Annotated in this window: 16 protein-coding genes; 7 read left to right on the top strand and 9 right to left on the bottom strand. The window is 62.3% G+C overall.

Going from position 1 to position 18,550, the window contains the following annotated elements; genetic code table 11:
- Positions 1-3: 3 nt before the first annotated feature.
- Together ACKLNA_RS01380 and ACKLNA_RS01375 are read right to left on the bottom strand one after the other, a co-directional pair.
- Positions 4-1,401, bottom strand: a complete 1,398-nt coding sequence (locus ACKLNA_RS01380; protein WP_408985540.1) for an FAD-dependent oxidoreductase — start codon at positions 1,399-1,401, stop codon at positions 4-6.
- Positions 1,402-1,466: 65 nt separating this feature from the next.
- The gene (locus ACKLNA_RS01375) at positions 1,467-2,792 is read right to left on the bottom strand and encodes an MFS transporter (RefSeq protein WP_408984623.1); all 1,326 of its coding nucleotides are present in this window, start codon (positions 2,790-2,792) and stop codon (positions 1,467-1,469) included.
- 270 nt (positions 2,793-3,062) lie between these two features.
- Here ACKLNA_RS01375 and ACKLNA_RS01370 point away from each other — a divergent pair, with 270 nt between their 5' ends.
- Positions 3,063-3,962 (top strand): LysR family transcriptional regulator, encoded by a 900-nt coding sequence (locus tag ACKLNA_RS01370; protein ID WP_408984622.1) that lies wholly within the window; start codon positions 3,063-3,065, stop codon positions 3,960-3,962.
- On the opposite strand, the gene ACKLNA_RS01365 is transcribed toward ACKLNA_RS01370, so the two are convergent.
- A complete protein-coding gene (locus ACKLNA_RS01365) occupies positions 3,932-4,792 on the bottom strand; it encodes a LysR substrate-binding domain-containing protein (RefSeq protein ID WP_408984621.1) in 861 nt (286 codons plus the stop codon). The genes ACKLNA_RS01370 and ACKLNA_RS01365 overlap by 31 nt on opposite strands.
- Positions 4,793-4,905: 113 nt before the next feature.
- Between ACKLNA_RS01365 and ACKLNA_RS01360 the strand changes: the two genes are divergently transcribed.
- From ACKLNA_RS01360 to ACKLNA_RS01350, 3 genes are all read left to right on the top strand, one after another.
- Positions 4,906-6,015 carry a 2-aminoethylphosphonate--pyruvate transaminase gene (locus ACKLNA_RS01360; protein ID WP_408984620.1) on the top strand — a complete coding sequence of 370 codons (1,110 nt, stop codon included), beginning with the start codon at positions 4,906-4,908 and terminating at the stop codon, positions 6,013-6,015.
- Between the two features lie 57 nt (positions 6,016-6,072).
- Entirely contained in the window at positions 6,073-6,900 is an 828-nt protein-coding gene (gene phnX / locus ACKLNA_RS01355) for a phosphonoacetaldehyde hydrolase (RefSeq protein WP_408984619.1), read from the top strand.
- Between the two features lie 189 nt (positions 6,901-7,089).
- Positions 7,090-7,644 (top strand): cytochrome b, encoded by a 555-nt coding sequence (locus tag ACKLNA_RS01350; protein WP_085712462.1) that lies wholly within the window; start codon positions 7,090-7,092, stop codon positions 7,642-7,644.
- Here ACKLNA_RS01350 and ACKLNA_RS01345 read toward each other — a convergent pair.
- A complete protein-coding gene (locus ACKLNA_RS01345; protein WP_408984618.1) occupies positions 7,635-8,549 on the bottom strand; it encodes a 1-aminocyclopropane-1-carboxylate deaminase/D-cysteine desulfhydrase in 915 nt (304 codons plus the stop codon). The two genes, ACKLNA_RS01350 and ACKLNA_RS01345, sit on opposite strands and share 10 nt — an antisense overlap.
- 41 nt (positions 8,550-8,590) lie before the next feature.
- The gene (locus ACKLNA_RS01340) at positions 8,591-10,627 is read right to left on the bottom strand and encodes an FAD-dependent oxidoreductase (protein ID WP_408984617.1); all 2,037 of its coding nucleotides are present in this window, start codon (positions 10,625-10,627) and stop codon (positions 8,591-8,593) included.
- Between the two features lie 205 nt (positions 10,628-10,832).
- Here ACKLNA_RS01340 and ACKLNA_RS01335 point away from each other — a divergent pair, with 205 nt between their 5' ends.
- Together ACKLNA_RS01335 and ACKLNA_RS01330 are read left to right on the top strand one after the other, a co-directional pair.
- Entirely contained in the window at positions 10,833-11,963 is a 1,131-nt protein-coding gene (locus ACKLNA_RS01335; protein WP_408984616.1) for a carbon-nitrogen hydrolase family protein, read from the top strand.
- Positions 11,964-11,966: 3 nt separating this feature from the next.
- Positions 11,967-13,007, top strand: a complete 1,041-nt coding sequence (locus ACKLNA_RS01330) for an AraC family transcriptional regulator (protein WP_408984615.1) — start codon at positions 11,967-11,969, stop codon at positions 13,005-13,007.
- A gap of 4 nt (positions 13,008-13,011) precedes the next feature.
- On the opposite strand, the gene ACKLNA_RS01325 is transcribed toward ACKLNA_RS01330, so the two are convergent.
- From ACKLNA_RS01325 to ACKLNA_RS01315, 3 genes are all read right to left on the bottom strand, one after another.
- Positions 13,012-13,161 (bottom strand): hypothetical protein, encoded by a 150-nt coding sequence (locus tag ACKLNA_RS01325; RefSeq protein ID WP_408984614.1) that lies wholly within the window; start codon positions 13,159-13,161, stop codon positions 13,012-13,014.
- Positions 13,162-13,294: 133 nt separating this feature from the next.
- Entirely contained in the window at positions 13,295-14,173 is an 879-nt protein-coding gene (locus ACKLNA_RS01320; protein WP_408984613.1) for a DUF2242 domain-containing protein, read from the bottom strand.
- Positions 14,174-14,265: 92 nt separating this feature from the next.
- Complete coding sequence (locus ACKLNA_RS01315) at positions 14,266-15,165, bottom strand: LysR family transcriptional regulator (RefSeq protein WP_408984612.1); 900 nt, start codon at positions 15,163-15,165, stop codon at positions 14,266-14,268.
- A 121-nt stretch (positions 15,166-15,286) separates the two neighbouring features.
- On the opposite strand from ACKLNA_RS01315, the gene ACKLNA_RS01310 reads away from it, so the two are divergent.
- Positions 15,287-16,492 carry an MFS transporter gene (locus tag ACKLNA_RS01310; protein ID WP_408984611.1) on the top strand — a complete coding sequence of 402 codons (1,206 nt, stop codon included), beginning with the start codon at positions 15,287-15,289 and terminating at the stop codon, positions 16,490-16,492.
- Positions 16,493-16,550: 58 nt separating this feature from the next.
- Here the strand turns inward: ACKLNA_RS01310 and ACKLNA_RS01305 are convergent, their stop codons facing one another.
- The gene (locus ACKLNA_RS01305) at positions 16,551-18,422 is read right to left on the bottom strand and encodes a SurA N-terminal domain-containing protein (RefSeq protein ID WP_248743238.1); all 1,872 of its coding nucleotides are present in this window, start codon (positions 18,420-18,422) and stop codon (positions 16,551-16,553) included.
- Positions 18,423-18,550: the final 128 nt, after the last annotated feature.

Genomic DNA, 18,550 nt, shown 5'->3' with positions numbered 1-18,550 from the left:
TGCTCACCCCTTGTCGGCCTTGCCGGCAGCGGCGGCGAATTTCGCCAGGCGCACATCGAGATGCCGAGGCCGCCGACCGTGATCCTCGGCGCGCTCCTTGCGGCGAATGGCGTTGCGCACCATCAGCGAACCCAGATAGCGGATCGGTTCCGGCGGGAAGTAACCCAGTGGTCCGTTGACCAGCGGCGAGCGCGTCCACGGGTTGTCGAGGCCTTGCACCAGCGAGGCGAGAATCTGCCCGCCCATGTGGCACGGTCCGACACCGCTGCCGGAATAACCGAAACCGTAGAACACATTGCCGCTGGCACTCATCTGGCCGAAAAACGGCAGGCCGGTGACCGAGCGATCCGACGGGCCGTTCCACGTTGCGTCGACCTTTACATCGGCGAAAGCCGGGAAGAAATCGTCGAGGCTGCGCTTGAGCAATCCGGCATAAGGCGATGGCTGGTCGAACACCGGCAGCATCCGCCCGCCGTAGGCAAAGGTGTTGCCGCCCTTGCCGAGCATGATCCGGCCGTCCGGGGTGTTGTGGTAGTAGTGCACGAAGATCCGCGAATCGAGCACGGTCACGCCGCTGGTCAGGCCGATTTCCTGCAGCAGTTCCGGGCGCGGTTCGGTGATCAGCATGTCGCTGGAAACGATCGCCACACTGCGTTCGAACTGCGGGAAGGCACGGGCCATCCACGCATTCATGGCCAGAACCACACGGTCGGCGACTACGTTGCCACTGGCCGTCTGAATGCGCGCCGGACGGCCCTCCTCAAGCCCGGTCATCGCGGTGTTTTCATGGATCCTGACGCCGAGTTGCAGCGCGACTCGACGTAAACCACGCACCAGTTTGCCCGGCTGCACACTGGCGGCGGCCGGCGAAAACCAGCCTTCCAGATGCTTGTCGGAACCGGCCATGCGCTGCACGTCGGCAACGGGACGCTGGGTGAACGAGTTGATGCCGTTGCGCTCGAGCGCGGCAATCACCGCATCGGTCGAACCGCACTGCGCGCGGTTGGTGGCGGTGTAAAGCGTGCCGTCGAGGCGGTAATCGGCATCGACGCCGTACTGTTCGCAAAACTCGCCGATGGCGTGGATGCTGCGCTCGGACTCCTTGACCAGCCGCACCGCTTCTTCGACGCCGAACAGCCGCTCGAGGGTGAAATACTTCGCCGACCAAGACAGCGCACAACCGCCGTTGCGCCCACTGGCGCCGGCGCCGCAGATGTCGGCCTCGATTAGCAACACATCGAGTTCGGGGTTCTGCTGCTTGAGCATGATCGCCGTCCACAACCCGGTGTAACCGCCGCCGACGATGCACACGTCGGTGCGCACTTCGCCTTGCAGCGGCGGGCACGGTTCGGACGAATCGAGCTGCAAGGCCTGCTCCAGCCAAAACGGTCTCATGAATATTCTCCAGTCAATCGGCCACGGCACAGCCTGCCGCGAATGCCGCAGCAGGCCGCGAGGCAGGTTTTTCAGTTACGCAGAGGCTTGATGGTCAGGGCCCGATTGGGCACCGAGGCACGGGGTTCCATGACGCCGACCGGGCGGCTGTTCCAGTGTGGTATCAGCACCAGCGCCGAAAACAGCGCGCAACCGGCGAACACGATGAACACCGTCACAGAGTCGAAGTAGCCCGGCAGCAAACCACCAAGTACCGCGCCGACCGAGCCGCAGCCGTTGACGAAACCGGCCGCCGTGGCGCCGGCCTTGGCCTTGCCGAAATCGATGGCGGCTGCGCCGCTGATCATCGAGTCCGGGCCATACAGGGTCAGGCCCATCACGAACAACAACGCGACTACCAACATCACGCTGCCGGTGTGCAAGGCGCCCATGAACAGCGCGAGGGTCACGGTCAGCGCCAGCAGGCTCAACACGCAGGCCGGCATGCGCCGGGCGCCGAACAGTTTGTCCGAGGCCATGCCGATCATGATCGGCCCGAGCAGCCCGGCCAGTTCGAACGCGGTCGGAATGATCGCCGCCCCGACCTTGCCGACCGTGGGCATCTGTTCAAAGACGATCACCGGGCCCCACAACAAAATCGCGTAACGCGCCGGTTTCAGCAGGAAATACGCCAGACCCAGCACCAGCACCGTGCGGTTGCGCAGGATTTCCTTGAGCGGTTCCCAGACGCTGAGTTTGCTGTTGGCTTCGGCTTCTTCGGCGCTGATGAGCGGCTCCGGCTCCACGGCGGGCAGGCCGACATCTTCCGGTTTGTTGCGCTGAAAGATGAAGAACAACAGCGCCACCACGGCCACCACCGCCGCACTGGAAATGAACGCCGCGTGCCACGAACCGATCAGTGTGTAAGCCCACCAACCGGCGAACGGCGACGCCACCAGGCCGCCAAACGCGTAGCAGGAACTCCATAACCCGAGCACCCGCCCGCGCTGTTCGGCGGGGAAGAAACTGCCGAGGTTCTTGCACAATCCCGACCATCCGGTGGATTGCGCCAGGCCCTGAATCAGCATGCAGGTGGCGAAGATCGGCAAGGTCGCGAAACTGCCCATCACCAGCGCGGCAGCGGCGGAAATCAGCAAGCCGCCGAGCACCACGACCCGCGGGCCGAAGCGGTCGGCGAGCATGCCCCAGGTGAACTGACCGATGGCGTAGGCCGCCAGATAAATCGCGTCGAGGTTGGCCATGGCCATTTTGTCGAGCATGAAGGTGGGGTCTTCGGCGATGCCCAGTTTGGCCACCGAAAAGGCTTTGCGGGTGAAATAGAACGCGGCGTAAGCGAGCCAGGTGACAGCGAAGATCTGCATGCGCCAACGCGCAATGGTGCCGATGTGCTTGTTCATTGTGGTTCTGACCTCAGGGTGTGAGTGTGCCGGCAGAATCGTTAAGTAAACGCCTGTGTTTTTTATTGTTGAGCACTGCGATATCACCCCGTCCCTTCGGCGATACCGGTCAGATGAGTCCTGCTGTTGCACGCACAGGCTCATGGCCAGCGTCGCTGCCCGACCGGGCAGTCAGCGTTGGCGTGAGCGGATCAAAGCAATTACTGTTTAATAAATAAAATCGATTTATCGTATTTCACACATAAGCTCAGCTTGTTACTGGAGTCAGTCATGTCGGTTTCCCACGCCCAGCTCAAAGCCTTTCACGCCGTGGCCGTGCACGGAAGCTTCACCAAGGCCGCCGAGCGGCTTTATCTGACGCAACCGGCGATTTCCGATCAGGTGCGCAAGCTGGAGGAGCGCTTCGGTGTGTTGCTGTTCCATCGCAACAAACGCTCGGTGCGCCTGACGGATCTGGGCGAACGCCTGCTGGCAATCACTCAGCGCCTGTTCGTGGTCGAGGCCGAAGCCCAGGAGTTGTTGCAGGAATCTCAGGCTCTGCAGACCGGCAGCCTGATTCTGGCGGTGGACGCGCCGGTGCACGTGCTGCCGCAGATCGCCCGGTTCTGCGAGCGCTATCCGGGGATCAGCGTGAAGATCGAAACCGGCAACACCGATGAATCGCTGTTCCGCCTGTTCAACTATCAGGCCGATCTGGCGCTGCTCGGGCGCGATGTCAGCGATGAACGCTTGCTGTGCGTGCCATTGCGCAACGATCCCATGGTGGCGTTCGTGTCGCGTCATCATCCGTGGGCCGAACGCGAATCGATCTGCCTGGCCGACCTCGATGACACGCCACTGGTGCTGCGTGAACACGGCTCGGTGACTCGTCAGACCCTGGAAGAAGAAATGGCCCGCGCCGGTTTCCGCATCCGCCCGGCGATCCAGGTCGAAGGCCGGGAAGCGGCGCGTGAGGCGGTGGTGGTGGGGATTGGCGTGGGCGTGGTGTCGGCGGCGGAGTTTGGTGCGGACTCACGGGTTTGCGCGCTGCCGATCACCGATTGCACCCGGCGGTTGACCGAAACGTTGGTGTGCCTGCGCGAACAAAGTTCGCGGCGGGTGGTGGCGACGTTTCTCGAGATGGTGCGCGAAAGTCTTGTTCAGACCGGCACCAAACCGAAGAACGCCTGAATCAAGCGCAATTCCCGCCGCCGCTCCACGCAACCGATCATGTGCCGGTTCACCAGCCCTTCTCCCGCGATGGGAACCGCCACCACTCGGGGGTCGTGGCTGACCTCCACCGATGACACCACGCCAACCCCCAATTCAGCCGCCACCGCCTCCGTCACCGCCTCGCGACTGTCCAGTTCCAGCAACACCCGTGGACTCACCGAAGCCTGCGCACAGGCCTGATCAAACGTGCGCCGGGTAATCGAACTCGGTTCGCGCAGGACCATGATCACCTGATCCAGCTCCTTGAGCCTGACCTCGCCGCTGCGAGTCGCCCACGGATGCGCGGCCGGCACCAGTGCGCAGATCCGCGATTCGCTCAGCGCTTGCAGGTGCAGGCCCTTGCGCGGCTCGACTTCGGTCAGCACCGCCACGTCGGCATGCTCGGACAACAACGCCGCCAGAGTCTCTTGGGCATTGCCCAACCGCAAATTCACCGTGATCCCCGGATATCGCGCCCGCAGGCTGGCGAGCATCGGCATGACCATGTGCGGGCCGTCCGCCGCGACCTCCAGACGCCCGGTCAGCAACTGCCGGTTGGCTTCAAGCAGTGCCTGGGCCTCTTCGGCCATGCCGAACATCGCCCGGGTGATTGCCGCCAGTTTGGTGCCCTCCTCCGTCAGCTCGACCCGGCGCGCCGTCCGTCGCAACAGGGTGATCTGGTAATGCTCCTCCAGCGCCTTGATGTGCCCGGTGACCGCCGGCTGGCTGATGAACAACCGCGCGGCGGCACGGGTGAAGCTGCCTTCCCGGGCCACGGCGTCGAAGGCGCGGAGCTGGAACAGGTTCATGAATAACCCTCACTGATGGCTGGCATAACAACAAACAATTTGATTGATGATCCACCGAATTGCAACGTATGCCTCGTAGCTTCATCCCACAGCGCTATCGCGAGGACATACGAATGAGTACTGCCGCACCCATCCTGCTCACTCCCGGCCCGTTGACTACCTCGGCCCGCACCCGTCAGGCGATGATGGTCGACTGGGGGTCATGGGATGACCGCTTCAATCAACTGACCGCCAGCCTCTGCGAGCAACTGCTGGCCATCATCAACGGCGCCGACAGCCACCACTGCGTGCCTTTGCAGGGCAGCGGCACCTTCGCCGTCGAAGCTGCCATCGGCACCCTCGTCCCTCGCGATGGCAAGGTGCTGGTGCTGATCAACGGCGCCTACGGCAAGCGTCTGGCGAAAATCTGTGAAGTCCTCGGCCGCTCGTTCAGCACCTTTGAAACCGCTGAAGACGAACCGACCACCGCCGCCGACGTCGACCGTCTGCTGCGTGCCGACAGCGACATTACCCACGTCGCGCTGATCCACTGCGAAACCAGCACCGGCATCCTCAATCCGCTGCCGGAAATCGCCCAGGTCGTCGCACAGCACGGCAAACGCCTGATCATCGACGCCATGAGCTCCTTCGGCGCGTTGCCGGTGGATGCACAAAAAGTCCCGTTCGATGCACTGATCGCCGCCTCCGGCAAATGCCTCGAAGGCGTACCGGGCATGGGCTTCGTGTTCGCCCGCAAGGAATCCCTGGCCGCAGCCGCCGGCAACTCCCATTCGCTGGCGATGGACCTGTTCGACCAGCACAGCTACATGAAAAAGACCGGCCAGTGGCGCTTCACCCCGCCGACCCACGTGGTCGCCGCGCTGCACGAAGCCCTGCTGCAATACAACGAAGAAGGCGGCCTGCCGGCGCGGCATGCGCGTTACGCCGCCAACTGCCAGGCGCTGATGGAAGAGATGGGCAAGCTCGGTTTGCGCAGCTTCCTGCCCGCCGCCATTCAGGCGCCGATCATCGCGACCTTCCACGCACCGAAAGATCCGCGCTACCAGTTCAAGGACTTCTACGAACGGGTCAAGGCCAAGGGTTACATCCTCTACCCCGGCAAACTGACCCAGGTCGAAACCTTCCGCGTCGGCTGCATCGGCCACGTCACCCCGGCGCAGATGCGCGAAGCCGTCGCGGCGGTGGGCGAAGTGTTGCGCGAGATGGAAGTGCTCGACATCTGATTCACCCGGCCCGCTCCCCCATTTGAATTGCATTGCCAACACAGGATTCTGACCAGCATGAACTACAACAACCCAAGCAAGCTGCAAGCCGCCATCCTCGACTGGGCCGGCACCGTGGTCGATTTCGGTTCTTTCGCCCCGACCCAGATTTTCGTGGAAGCCTTCGCCGAATTCGATGTCCAGGTTTCCATCGAAGAAGCCCGGGGCCCGATGGGCATGGGCAAGTGGGATCACATCCGCACCCTGTGCGACCAGCCGCAGGTTGCCGAGCGCTATCGCAAGGCGTTCGGCCGCACCCCGACCGACGATGACGTGACCGCGATCTACAACCGCTTCATGCCGCTGCAGATCGAGAAAATCGCCGAGCACTCGGCGCTGATTCCCGGCGCACTGGAGACCATCGCCAACCTGCGTCAGCAAGGGATCAAGATCGGCTCCTGCTCGGGCTATCCGAAACAGGTAATGGACAAGGTCGTGGCATTGGCCGCCACCAATGGCTACATCGCCGACCACGTCGTGGCCACCGACGAAGTGCCGAACGGCCGCCCATGGCCGGCCCAGGCCCTGGCCAACGTGATTGCGCTGGGCATCGACGATGTCGCCGCCTGCGTGAAGATCGACGACACCGTACCGGGAATTCTCGAAGGTCGTCGCGCCGGGATGTGGACCGTGGCGCTGATCTGCTCCGGTAACGCGCTGGGCCTGGATTACGAAGGCTATCGCGCACTGGGCAGCGACGCTCTGGCCCGCGAACGCAAGCGTATCCACGCCCTGTTCGAAGGCTCGCGTCCGCACTACATGATCGACACCATCACCGACCTGCCGGAAGTGATCGCCGACATCAACAAGCGCCTGGCCAAGGGTGAGATGCCGCAAAGCAGCTGATAACGCGGCCTGCAGCAAACAAAAACGCCAGTGTCTGCCCGACACTGGCGTTTTTTTTGGGCAAACCCCTGATTTCGCGCAATGAAAGAGTTTTTAGACGCGGGCAATTCGGCCAAAGCGGATTACAGTTAAAGCATGCCGTCGCTCAAGAACGGCACGTTTCGACCCTGATCCGTGAGGAAATACCGTATGCCGTGGACAAGTTCCGAATCACGCTACAGCACCGTGTCAGTCCTGTTGCACTGGTTGATGCTGGTGTTGTTGGTGCTGGTGTATGCCAGCATGGAATTGCGAGGCATCTTTCCCAAGGGCAGTGGCGGCCGCTCGCTGATCCGCGAAGTGCATTACATGCTCGGCCTGACCGTGTTCGTGCTGGTGTGGTTTCGCCTGCTGGCCCGCAGCATAGGCCCGGCGCCGAAGATCTTCCCCGCCTCACCGCAGTGGCAGACCGCACTGGCCCGGCTGATGCACTGGGTCTTGTACCTGTTCATGATCGCCATGCCGATCCTGGGCTGGCTGATCACCAGCGCCGAGGGCCATCAAGTGATGTTCTACGGTTTCGACCTGCCGTTGCTGGTGCACGAGGACAAAGCCTTCGCCAAGCAGGTTGAACACTGGCACGTACTGATCGGCAACATCGGCTACTGGCTGATCGGCCTGCATGCGCTGGCCGGGCTGTATCACCATTATGTGGTGGGCGATAACACGCTGTTGCGGATGATGCCCAAGCGCAATCAGGGTTGACCGTCGAATCCACGCCGGCCCTGCAAGCCGCCGGTATGGACGAAGATCAGGCGCGTTCCACGCTTGAAACGGCCCGCCTCGATGTGTTGTTTGAGCGCGAGCAAGGCCTTGCCGGTGTACAGCGGCTCGAGGGGAACACCGCTGGCTCGTTCGGTCTGCGCGATGAATTCAAGCAACGGCGCATCGACTTTGGCGAAGCCGCCACGGCTGGCGTCGATCAGTTCGTAGTCGCCGATATCACCGACAATCGCCTCGACATTGCCCGCGACGCCGTGATCATCGGGCACGGCCATTGCCCCGTACACCGGGTGTTCACCCGCCTCTGCCAGCACCAGTCCCGCGAGCGTGCTGCCGGTGCCACAGGCCAGCCACCAGCCGTGATAGTCATCCCAGCCGAGCTTGCCGAGTTGTTGACTGACCTGATCCTTCAGTGATGCGCAACCCTGTGCACCCGGCAACCCGCCACCACCTTCGGGCACCGGATACAGCGTCGGGTATTGCTCCCGCCACGGCTGCCAGAACCCCGGTTCATGCCGCGCCCGATAGCCGCCAAACCCGAGCCAGTGCAACTGCATGCCGAAATCCTGCAGATCCCTGACCGTCGGCGTGTCCTGCTGATGCCCGCGCAACAGGCCGACCGTTGAAAATCCCAGGCGCTTGCCCGCCGCAGCCAGTGCATGCAGATGATTGGAGTGCGCGCCGCCCAGGCTGATGATGCCTTCGGCACCCGCATGATCGGCGGCTTTCAGGTGTTCGACGAGTTTGAACCACTTGTTGCCGCTGATCAGCGGATCAATCCGGTCCAGACGCAGGATCGCCACTTCAATGCCGGCGGCAGTGAGCCAGTCCAGATGAAGCGGTTCGAGGGGGGCTGGGGCCAGCCAATCGGAGGGAGGCAGAAACATGAAAGCCGGCTCTGTAAAAAGAGCCGGCATTCTAGGGTGGATCAGAGCTCGGCGGCCAGACGCGAACCCTGATTGATCGCACGCTTGGCATCCAGCTCGGCCGCCACGTCAGCGCCGCCGATCAGGTGCACATTCTGCCCGGCAGCCACCAGACCGTCGTGCAACTCGCGCAACGGATCCTGACCGGCGCAGATGACGATGTTGTCCACCGGCAGCACTTGCGGCTCGCCGGTTTCGCCGATGCGGATGTGCAGGCCTTCGTCATCGATCTTCAGGTATTCGACGCTGTTGAGCATCTGCACCTGCTTGTTCTTCAGACCGGTGCGGTGAATCCAGCCGGTGGTCTTGCCCAGACCGTCGCCGACCTTGGATTTCTTGCGTTGCAGCAGGAATACGTCACGGGCCGGAGCGTGCGGTGCAGCCTTGATCCCGGCCACGCCACCACGGGCTTCCAGGTTCGTGTCGATGCCCCACTCTTTCCAGAACGCAGCACGGTCCTGGCTGGTGGCCACGCCTTCATGGACAAGGAATTCCGACACGTCGAAACCGATACCGCCGGCACCGATCACCGCCACGCGCTTGCCCACCGGTTTGCGCTCGAGCAGCACATCCAGATAGCTCAACACTTTGGCGTTCTCCACGCCCGGAATCGCCGGTACTCGCGGCGCAATGCCGGTGGCCAGGATGACTTCGTCGTAACCGCCCTCGACCAGTTTCGCCACATCAACGCGAGTGTTCAGGCACACCTCGACGTTGGTGGTCTGTAACTTGCGTTTGAAGTAACGCAGGGTTTCGTAGAACTCTTCCTTGCCCGGCACGCGCTTGGCGACGTTGAACTGGCCGCCGATCTCGCTGGCCGAATCGAACAGCGTCACCTGATGGCCGCGTTCGGCAGCCACGGTGGCAGCGGACAGACCGGCAGGGCCGGCACCGACCACGGCAATCTTCTTGATTTGTTTGACCGGCAGATAGTTGAGCTCAGTCTCGTGGCAAGCACGCGGGTTGACCAGACAACTGGTGAGCTTGCCGCCGAAGGTGTGATCGAGGCAGGCCTGGTTGCAGCCGATGCAGGTGTTGATTTCGTCGGCGCGGCCTTCAGCGGCTTTGTTGACGAAATCCGGGTCGGCGAGGAACGGCCGCGCCATTGACACCATGTCGGCATCGCCTTCGGCCAGGATCTGCTCGGCGACTTCCGGGGTGTTGATACGGTTGGTGGTGATCAGCGGAATCTTCACCGAGCCACGCAGCTTGGCCGTGACCTTGCTGAACGCCGCACGCGGCACTTTGGTGGCGATGGTCGGAATCCGCGCTTCGTGCCAGCCGATACCGGTGTTGATGATTGTCGCACCAGCCTGCTCGATGGCTTTGGCCAGGGTGACGATTTCTTCCCAGGTGCTGCCGCCTTCCACCAGATCGAGCATCGACAGACGGAAGATGATGATGAAGTTCGGGCCAACCGCCTCACGCACCCGGCGAACGATTTCCACCGGCAGGCGCATGCGGTTTTCGTAACTGCCACCCCAGCGGTCAGTGCGGTGGTTGGTGTGGGCCGCGAGGAACTGGTTGATGAAGTAGCCTTCGGAACCCATGATTTCCACGCCGTCGTACTCGGCGGTCTGGGCCAGTACCGAGCAGGTGACGAAATCGCTGATCTGTTTCTCGATGCCTTCTTCGTCCAGCTCTTTGGGCTTGAACGGGTTGATCGGCGCCTGGATTGCGCTCGGTGCGACCTGTTTCGGGCTGTAGGCATAACGGCCGGCGTGGAGAATCTGCATGCAGATCTTGCCGCCCGCTTCATGCACCGCACGGGTGACGATGCGGTGCTTGAGGGCTTCTTCCTCGGTGGTCAGCTTGGCTGCGCCGGAGTACACACCGCCCTCATCGTTCGGGCCGATACCGCCGGTCACCATCAGGCCGACGCCGCCACGGGCGCGCTCGGCAAAATACGCCGCCATCCGCTCGAAGCCACCCGGCTTCTCTTCCAGGCCGGTGTGCATCGAGCCCATCAGGGTGCGGTTGCGCAGCGTGGTGAATCCCAGGTCCAGCGGGGCCAGCAGGTGCGGGTAAGTGGCGGTCATCGGTAACTCCACAGCGAGCGATCACGGAAAATGCGGGAGCTCTGCGTCCCCCGTCAGTCATGTTCGACAGCCTAAGAGTCGCATCGCTGTCACTCAATGACCGTAACTGACAAGTTATTGATCCAAATGCGCAGCGCCCCTTGGCAAGCGCAGGCATGGGCCCTACCCTAGTCCCACACTCTGTACCCGGCTGTTGTTGGATTTCATGCGCAAACTTCTGTACCTGACCTTTTCCATGGCGCTCGTCGCCGCGCTCACCTTCTACGCCATGTGGGCGGCTGACCGCCCGGCCGGTCATTACCTGTCGGACCTGCGGATCAAACTGGCGGTCGATCAGGGCACCCGCGCCGATCGTGGCAACCTGCTGGGCATTCAGCCGGAACTGTTCCCCACCGACTACCAAAGCTCCGAGCGCCTGCACCGCAAACTCGCGGCCTATCTGCAGCAGGCGCAGGATCAGGGCCTGCTGAATGACAAAACCATCGTGGTGCTGCCCGAGCATGTCGGCACCTGGCTGATGATCAGCGGCGAAAAAGACGAGTTGTACCAGGCGCCCACCCTCGAAGAGGCGATGAACTGGCTGGCCGCCAGCAATCCGTTGCAGTTCGCCCGCGCCTGGCTCACCGCCAGGGGCAGCAGTCGTCTGGATGACGCCCACCTGCGGATGAAATCCCGAGACATGGCCAAGGACTATCAGCTGCTGTTCGGCGGTCTGGCCAGGGAATTCCACATCACTCTGGTGGCCGGCTCGATCGTGCTGCCCGAGCCGAACATCATCGACGGCCGACTCAAGGCCGGCAGCGGTGCGCTGTACAACACCAGCGTGGTGTTCGGTCGTGACGGCGCCCCGCTCGGCCAGCCACAGCGGCAGATGCGCCCGATCTTCGATCAGGATCAAGCGACCGGCACCGGCGAGGCTTCACAGATCAATGTGGTCGACACCCCCGCCGGACGCCTCGGCGTGCTGATCGGCAACGACAGCTGGTATCCGGACAACTACCGCAGGCTCGACGAACAAGGTGCGCAACTGATCGCGGTTCCTGCGTTCGTCATCGGGCATGGCGTGTGGGATCAGCCCTGGCAGGGTTACAGGGGCTTGAATGTGCCGGACTCGGTCAGCCTCAAGCCGGGAGAGGTCAGCGAAGGCCAGGCCTGGCACCGTTTGACCCTGACGGCACAACCACCAGCGAGCCGGGCGATTGCCGGCATGAGCGTGTTCCTGCGCGGGCAGTTCTGGGACAAGCCGAGTTCCGGGCAGAGCTTCCTCAGCAGCAACGGCCAGCAGTTCGCCGACGGCGAGGCCCGTGGCGCGCGTTTGCTCAATCTCTGGTTGTAGACCATGAAGCCGCTGCCGATGCGTCTCGGGGATCTGTCGGTGGGCTTCGTCCATAGCCTGGCCGATGCCGTGCGCAGCCATGGCGCCGACCCGCAGCCGTTGCTCGAACAATACGGCCTCGACACCGCACGACTGGCCGAGGCCGGCGCACGCCTGTCGATCCCGCGCTACATGCGCCTGGGGCATGGTGCGATCCAGTTGACCGGCGATCCGGCACTGGGTTTGCGCATGGGCCAGCTCAGTCGCCTGAGCCAGGCGGGATTGGCCGGCGTCACGGCCGCACAGGCACCGACGGTGCGCGAGGCCGCCCGCTGCCTGACGCGCTTCGAACCGCTGTACGGCTCCAATTACCGTGGCCAGTCGAGTTTCCACGAAGACGCCAGCGGCGCGTGGCTGCGCTTTTACTCGATCAGCCCGTACAACGCCTATAACCGTTTTGTGGTGGATTCGATCATCGCCGGCTGGCTGCATCAGTTGTCCGGCGTCAGCCCCAAACCGTTGCGCGCGGAACGAATCGAAATAGAGTTCGACACACCGGACTACCGCGACGCCTACACCGTGCTCGGCGAGTGCCCGATCCAGTTCGGCGCCGAACACAATCAACTGCGCCTGAGTCTCGCCAGCCTGGCCGCACGCAACCCGGAACATTGCCCCAGCACCTGGAAACATCTGCTGCAACTGTGTGAACGGGAACTGGAACAACTGACGCGAACCCGCAGCCTGCGTGAACGCATCACGCAATTGCTCGGGCCGTTGCTCAATGGCGGCCGGGAACCCGACCTGGAAGAAGTGGCGGCACGCCTGAAGCTGCCGACCTGGACGTTACGGCGCAAACTGGCCGAAGAAGGCACGCAGTTTCGCGCGATCCTCAACGACACTCGCCGTGATCTGGCGATGACCTACATTCGCGACACCGAACTGGCGTTCGGTGAAATCGCCTATCTGCTGGGCTTTGCCTCGGCCGAAGCTTTCCAGCGCGCCTTCAAGCGCTGGAACGGCCAGACACCGGGCGAGTTTCGCCGCAGTCACCGCAAGACCGGTTGAAGCCTCAGAGCTCGGTGGCGTCTTCCGCAGGCTCCGGCGAATCCAGTTCGTAAGCCTGGAATTCAAGCAGTTCTTCTTGATAGTCATCCATCGTGTAACCCCCCTCACTGCTTTGCTGAAATGGCCTGGAGCAAATGACCAGCGCCTCGAGCATAAAGTGCCCGTATGAAGGAAAAATGAAACACGGCCTTCATGAAATAAACGTAGCAGGCGGTCAGGGATTTATCGCGGGATTTTTCGATGAAAACGCCATGGGTCCGACAGTTGTCGAACCCATGGCGTGAAGATCATTGCCCGGAGGCAGGCATGGCCGGAATCGGCTCGGAAGGTGGCGGCAGGTCGGTCGGGTTGGCAGGTGGCGTAATGACTTCAGTTGCCGGCATTGGTGTAGGCACCAGTTCCGAACCCGGTGCCGGGGTGATCGGTGCGGCTTCGGCCGGCGGAACGACCGGCTCCGAGCTGACCGGCGTCGGTTCTGCAGCCGCAGGGGCCGGAGTCGCGGCAGGAGTTGCAGGCACGGCAGCAGGTGTCGCTTCAGCAGCCGGCGCCGGGGCCAACGCTGCTGGTGCAGGGGCCGCCTTGGGTTCCGGTACGCCCAGATCGGCCTTCGGCTTCTCGGTGATGTGGGCAGCTTTCTTCGCTTCGGCCGGCAGGAACAGCTCGACCAGGGTGAAGAAGCGCTCGTAGAACTTCTGCGAGGACACGGTTTCGCTGGCCACCTTGACCATCGAGTCGTCAGAGGAGCCGATCGGCATCGACACCGAGCCCAACACGCCAACCCCGAGGCTGGCCGAGTTGTTGGTCTTCTTCAGCGCGTAGCGGTCCTGCAGGGCGTTGGCGAACACTGTCGCGTGGTGTGCGGAGCTGCCGTCATCGGTGCACACCACGTTGAAGCTGATCTCCATGTGGGTTTCACCGGTCTGCTGAAAGCTCTTGTGCCCGCTGACCAGTTTCGGGTCGCTGCTGGTGATGATGTAGCCCTGGCTGAGCAACGCACGGCGCGCGGCTTCGCAGCTGGCGGCATCGGTGACCGGATAGTTGCGCGAAAAGGTGCCGGAGTCGTCGAAGTTCTCATGCTCGTAGATAGGCTTGTCCTTGGAGCAGCCGGCAGCGGCGGTCAGCAACAACGCCAACCCGAAAAAACGCACGGGAATAGAATTCAACATTAAACATCCTGAGGGAAAACGGTCCGGGGCGTATTGTGCAACAGATCGCTGCCCCGCGGCGTACGGATTAGTGTCTTAAAACAGTTACAACTCTACTGACCCTCGGCGACCGGAAAAAGTCGCGCCGACAAATGATCGATGAACACCCGCAATTTGGCAGTTGCATGGCGACTTGATGGCCATAGCACCCAGAACTGTCCGACGTGCTCCAGATGCTCATCCAGCACCCGCTGCAGGCGCCCCTGCCTTTGCGCCTCGTGGATCATGAAGTCAGGCAGGCAGGCGATGCCCAGGCCGGCCAGTGCCGCATGGCCGACCGCTTCAATTGATGTGCTGACCAGGCGTGTCGGCAAACTCGGCTCCGGAACGCCCTCCTCGCGCTTCAGCGGCCAGGGTTCCAGTTTGCCCGTGGCGTGAAACGTGTGGCGCAAACAGGCGTGCTTTGCCAGATCGGCGGGGATCAGCGGCACACCGCGTTCGCGCAGATACCCGGGGCTGGCCACCAGCACCATGTGAAATTCCCCCAGGGGCCGGGCCATGAGTCGCGAATCCCGAGGTTTTCCTGTACGGATGACCGCATCGAAGCCTTCCTCGACGACATCGACCATGCGATCGGTCAGGTCCAGATCCAGCTCGATCTGCGGGTACAGCGCCATGAATCCATTCATGACCGGCATCACCAGTTCATGCACCTGGGGCAAGCTGACCCGCAACTTGCCATGAGGCGCCGATGCGGCATCACACAACTCGAATTCAGCCGCCTCGACCTCGGCGAGAATCTTGCGGCAGCGTTCGAGAAACAGCGCGCCTTCACTGGTGAGCGTGATGCTGCGGGTGGTGCGATGGAACAACCTGACCCCAAGCCGCGCCTCCAGCCGCGCGATGCTCTTGCCCACCGCCGAAGATGACACGCCCTGCAAGCGGCCCGCCTCGGTAAAACTGCGGGTTTCCGCCACCTGCACGAACACCGAAATGCTGCCCAGACTGTCCATTCTTTCCCCCTGATTCACGACATTCCTGTCCGAGATGTTCGGAACCCTAACCTGTTTTTCCCGAATGTGCAGAGCCCTACCCTGTGGCCTTCATCTCCCTCGGCAAAATGGATGCTGGCTCATGAACGATGCACAACTCACTTCTGCAACGCTTGCCAACCCGGTCGAACCCGCAGAGCGATTACCGTTGGGTGCCCTGCTCGCACTGGCCACCGCCGGATTCATTACCGTACTGACCGAAGCCATGCCCGCCGGACTGTTACCGCAGATGAGCGCGGGTCTCGATGTCTCTCAGGCACTGATCGGGCAACTGGTCACGCTGTACGCCATCGGATCGATGCTGGCGGCCATTCCGCTGACCATCGCCACCCGAGGCTGGCGTCGCCGACCGCTGCTGTTATCGGCCATTGGCGGTTTTGCCATTGCCAACAGCATCACCGCGTTGTCGGAGTGGTACTGGTTGACGTTGATAGCGCGCTTTATTGCCGGCGTGTTTGCCGGACTGCTCTGGGCGTTGCTGGCGGGGTATGCGAGCCGCATGGTTGCCCCGCATCTGCAGGGCCGCGCCATCACTGTGGCCATGCTCGGCGCCCCTCTCGCGCTTTCGTTGGGCATACCGGCCGGCACGCTGCTCGGCACCGTGGTCGGCTGGCGGTTGAGCTTCGCGATCATGAGCGCGATGACCGTGCTGCTGGTGATCTGGGTACGCTGGCAAGTGCCAGACTTTGCCGGCGAGCGCGCCGGAAAACGCCTGCCCCTGCGTCAGGTGTTTACCCTGCCGGGCGTGCGGTCCGTGTTGTTCGTGACGCTGTCCTACGTGGTCGCTCACAACCTTCTGTACACCTACATCGCGCCGTTCCTCGAACCCTCCGGGCTCGGTGCCCAAATCGACCGGGTGTTACTGGTATTTGGTCTGGCGTCGGTATTGAGCCTGTGGATCGTCGGCAGCCTGATTGATCGCTGGCTGCGAGAGCTGGTACTGATCAGCGCCACATTGTTCATGCTTTCCGCCGTGGCCCTGGCTCTGTGGCGGGAAATGCCCGGCGTGGTCTACGCCGCCACGGCGGTATGGGGACTGGCCTTCGGCGCAATGCCCTCACTGCTGCAGACGGCCTCGGCAAAAACCGCGAAGGACGCCGCCGACACCGCACAATCGATGCTGGTGACCCTGTGGAATGTCGGCATTGCCGGTGGCGGACTGGCGGGTGGCCTGTTGCTGGCGAATTCGGGCGTCAGTGCCTTTCCCTGGATCGTTGCGGGCTTGTTGATTCTGACCCTCTGGGCGACCGCGAATGCCCGGCAACATGGATTCCCACGCGCTGAATAGCGGGCAAAAAAAAGCCCCGGACTTTCATCCGGGGCTTCTTTTATCGCTCAGTCAGGCATCAAAAACGCTTGATGTCCGCTTCGCTTTCCAGCTGCTTGCGGTACGCCGCGAAGTCCTGCTGGCCTTCACGCGAAGCGAGGAAGCGACGGTATTGCGCTTTCTCTTCATCGGTCGGCGCAGCGGCTTCGTTCACAGCGTTCAGACGCACGATGGTCAGGCTGCCATCAGGCAGTGTCACGCTGCTGAAAGTCGGCTTGTCCTTGGCCGCCGGTTTCGGCATGCGGAACAGCGCTTGCAGCACGGCAGGATCGACACCTTCCTGGGCACGGGTCGCCGCCTGGGTGACTTTCCAGTTCTGACCGTCGATGGCCTTGTCCAGTGGGGTCTTGCCGTCACGCAGACCGGCGATCAGTTGCTCCGCCTTGGTCTTGGCAGCCGCGCTGGCGTGCTCTTTGGCCAACTGGGTGCGAATGGCAGTCGCCACGGCTTCCAGCGGCAGTTGCGCAGGCTTGAGGTGTTCCTTGGCACGCAACACGATCACGGTATCCGGATCCAGCTCGATGGCGGTGCTGTTGGCACCATCATCCAGCACTTCGTTGCTGAACGCGGCAGTGACCACGGCGCGGTTGGCCGCAACACCTTCGCCACCCTCACGGCCGAACGGCTTGGAGGTGTGCACGGTCAGTTTCAGATCCTGCGCCGGCTGAGCCAGATCAGACGCCTCGAACGAGGAGTCTTCCAGCTGCTTGGTCGCCTCGACGAAACGCTGCTCGACCTGCTGGGCTTTCAGCTCGTGGGTCAGCTTGTCTTTCAGGCTGGCGAAGGTCGGCACTTCCGGCGCTTCGACGCCCAGCAGCTTGATCAGGTGGAAACCGAAATCGGTGCGAACCGGCTCGGACACTTGATCCTTGTTCAACGAATACAGGGCTTTCTCGAAGGCCGGGTCGTAGACACCAGGACCGGCATAACCCAGGTCACCGCCGTTGTTGGCCGAGCCCGGATCCTGCGAGAACTCCTTGGCCAGCGCTTCGAACTTCTCGCCCTTGGCCAGACGTGCCTGGACTTCCTCGATCTTCGCCTTGGCCTGGGCCTCGGTGGTCTTGTCGTTCACTTCGATCAGAATGTGCGCCGCACGACGCTGTTCCGACAGGTTGGCGATTTCTTTCTGGTACGCCGCCTGCAGGTCTTCGTCCTTGACGGCGACCTGGTCGAAGAACGAAGCCTTCTTCAGCTCGAGGTAATCGATGACTACCTGATCCGGGGTCATGAATTCCTTGGCGTGTTCGTCGTAGTAAGCCTTGACCTCATCGTCGGTCAGCTTCACGGCGGCCGGATCAGCCTTGATGTTCAGCGAGGCGAAATCACGGGTCTGCTTTTCCAGGCGGGCGAAGGCCAGCACTTGAGCGTCAGTCACGAAACCGCTACCCGCTACACCGGCGCGCAGCTGACCGATCAGCATTTCCTGAGCCAGCATCTGGCGGAATTGCATGCGGCTGTAACCCAGCTGACGGATCACCTGGTCAAAACGGTCGGAGCTGAACTTGCCGTCAACCTGGAATTCAGGTGTTTGCAGGATCACTTGGTCCAGCGCCGCGTCGGAGAAGGCGAACTTCGATTTTTCTGCGCCTTGCAGCAGCAGCTTGCGATCGATCAGACCCTTGAGGGCCGATTCGCGCAGCATTTTTTCGTCGAGCAAGGAAGCATCGAAGTCCTTGCCCAGCTGTTGCATCAGCTGACGGCGTTGCATGTCAACGGCCTGGCTCAGCTCGTTCTGGCTGATTTCTTCACCATTGACCTTGGCCGCCTCGTTGGTGTGAGTCGTGGCCTTGAAAATGGCATCGAAACCGGTCAGGGCCATCAGTGCAACGATGACCCCGATAATGGTCTTGGCAATCCAGCCTTGTGAATTGTCCCTGATATTCTGCAGCATGCGTCCCCCAGAAACGGTTGAACTTCAAAAATTAGGCAACCGTGGAGCGTGGGTAGAATCCGGATAGAAGAAAGGCGCATCCGAGGATGCGCCTTCTCGTAACTGGCGGAGCGGACAGGGCTCGAACC

Source organism: Pseudomonas sp. UV AK001 (assembly GCF_046097675.1).
GTDB lineage: Bacteria > Pseudomonadota > Gammaproteobacteria > Pseudomonadales > Pseudomonadaceae > Aquipseudomonas > Aquipseudomonas kribbensis.
This window is presented reverse-complemented; position numbering and strand designations above follow the sequence as displayed.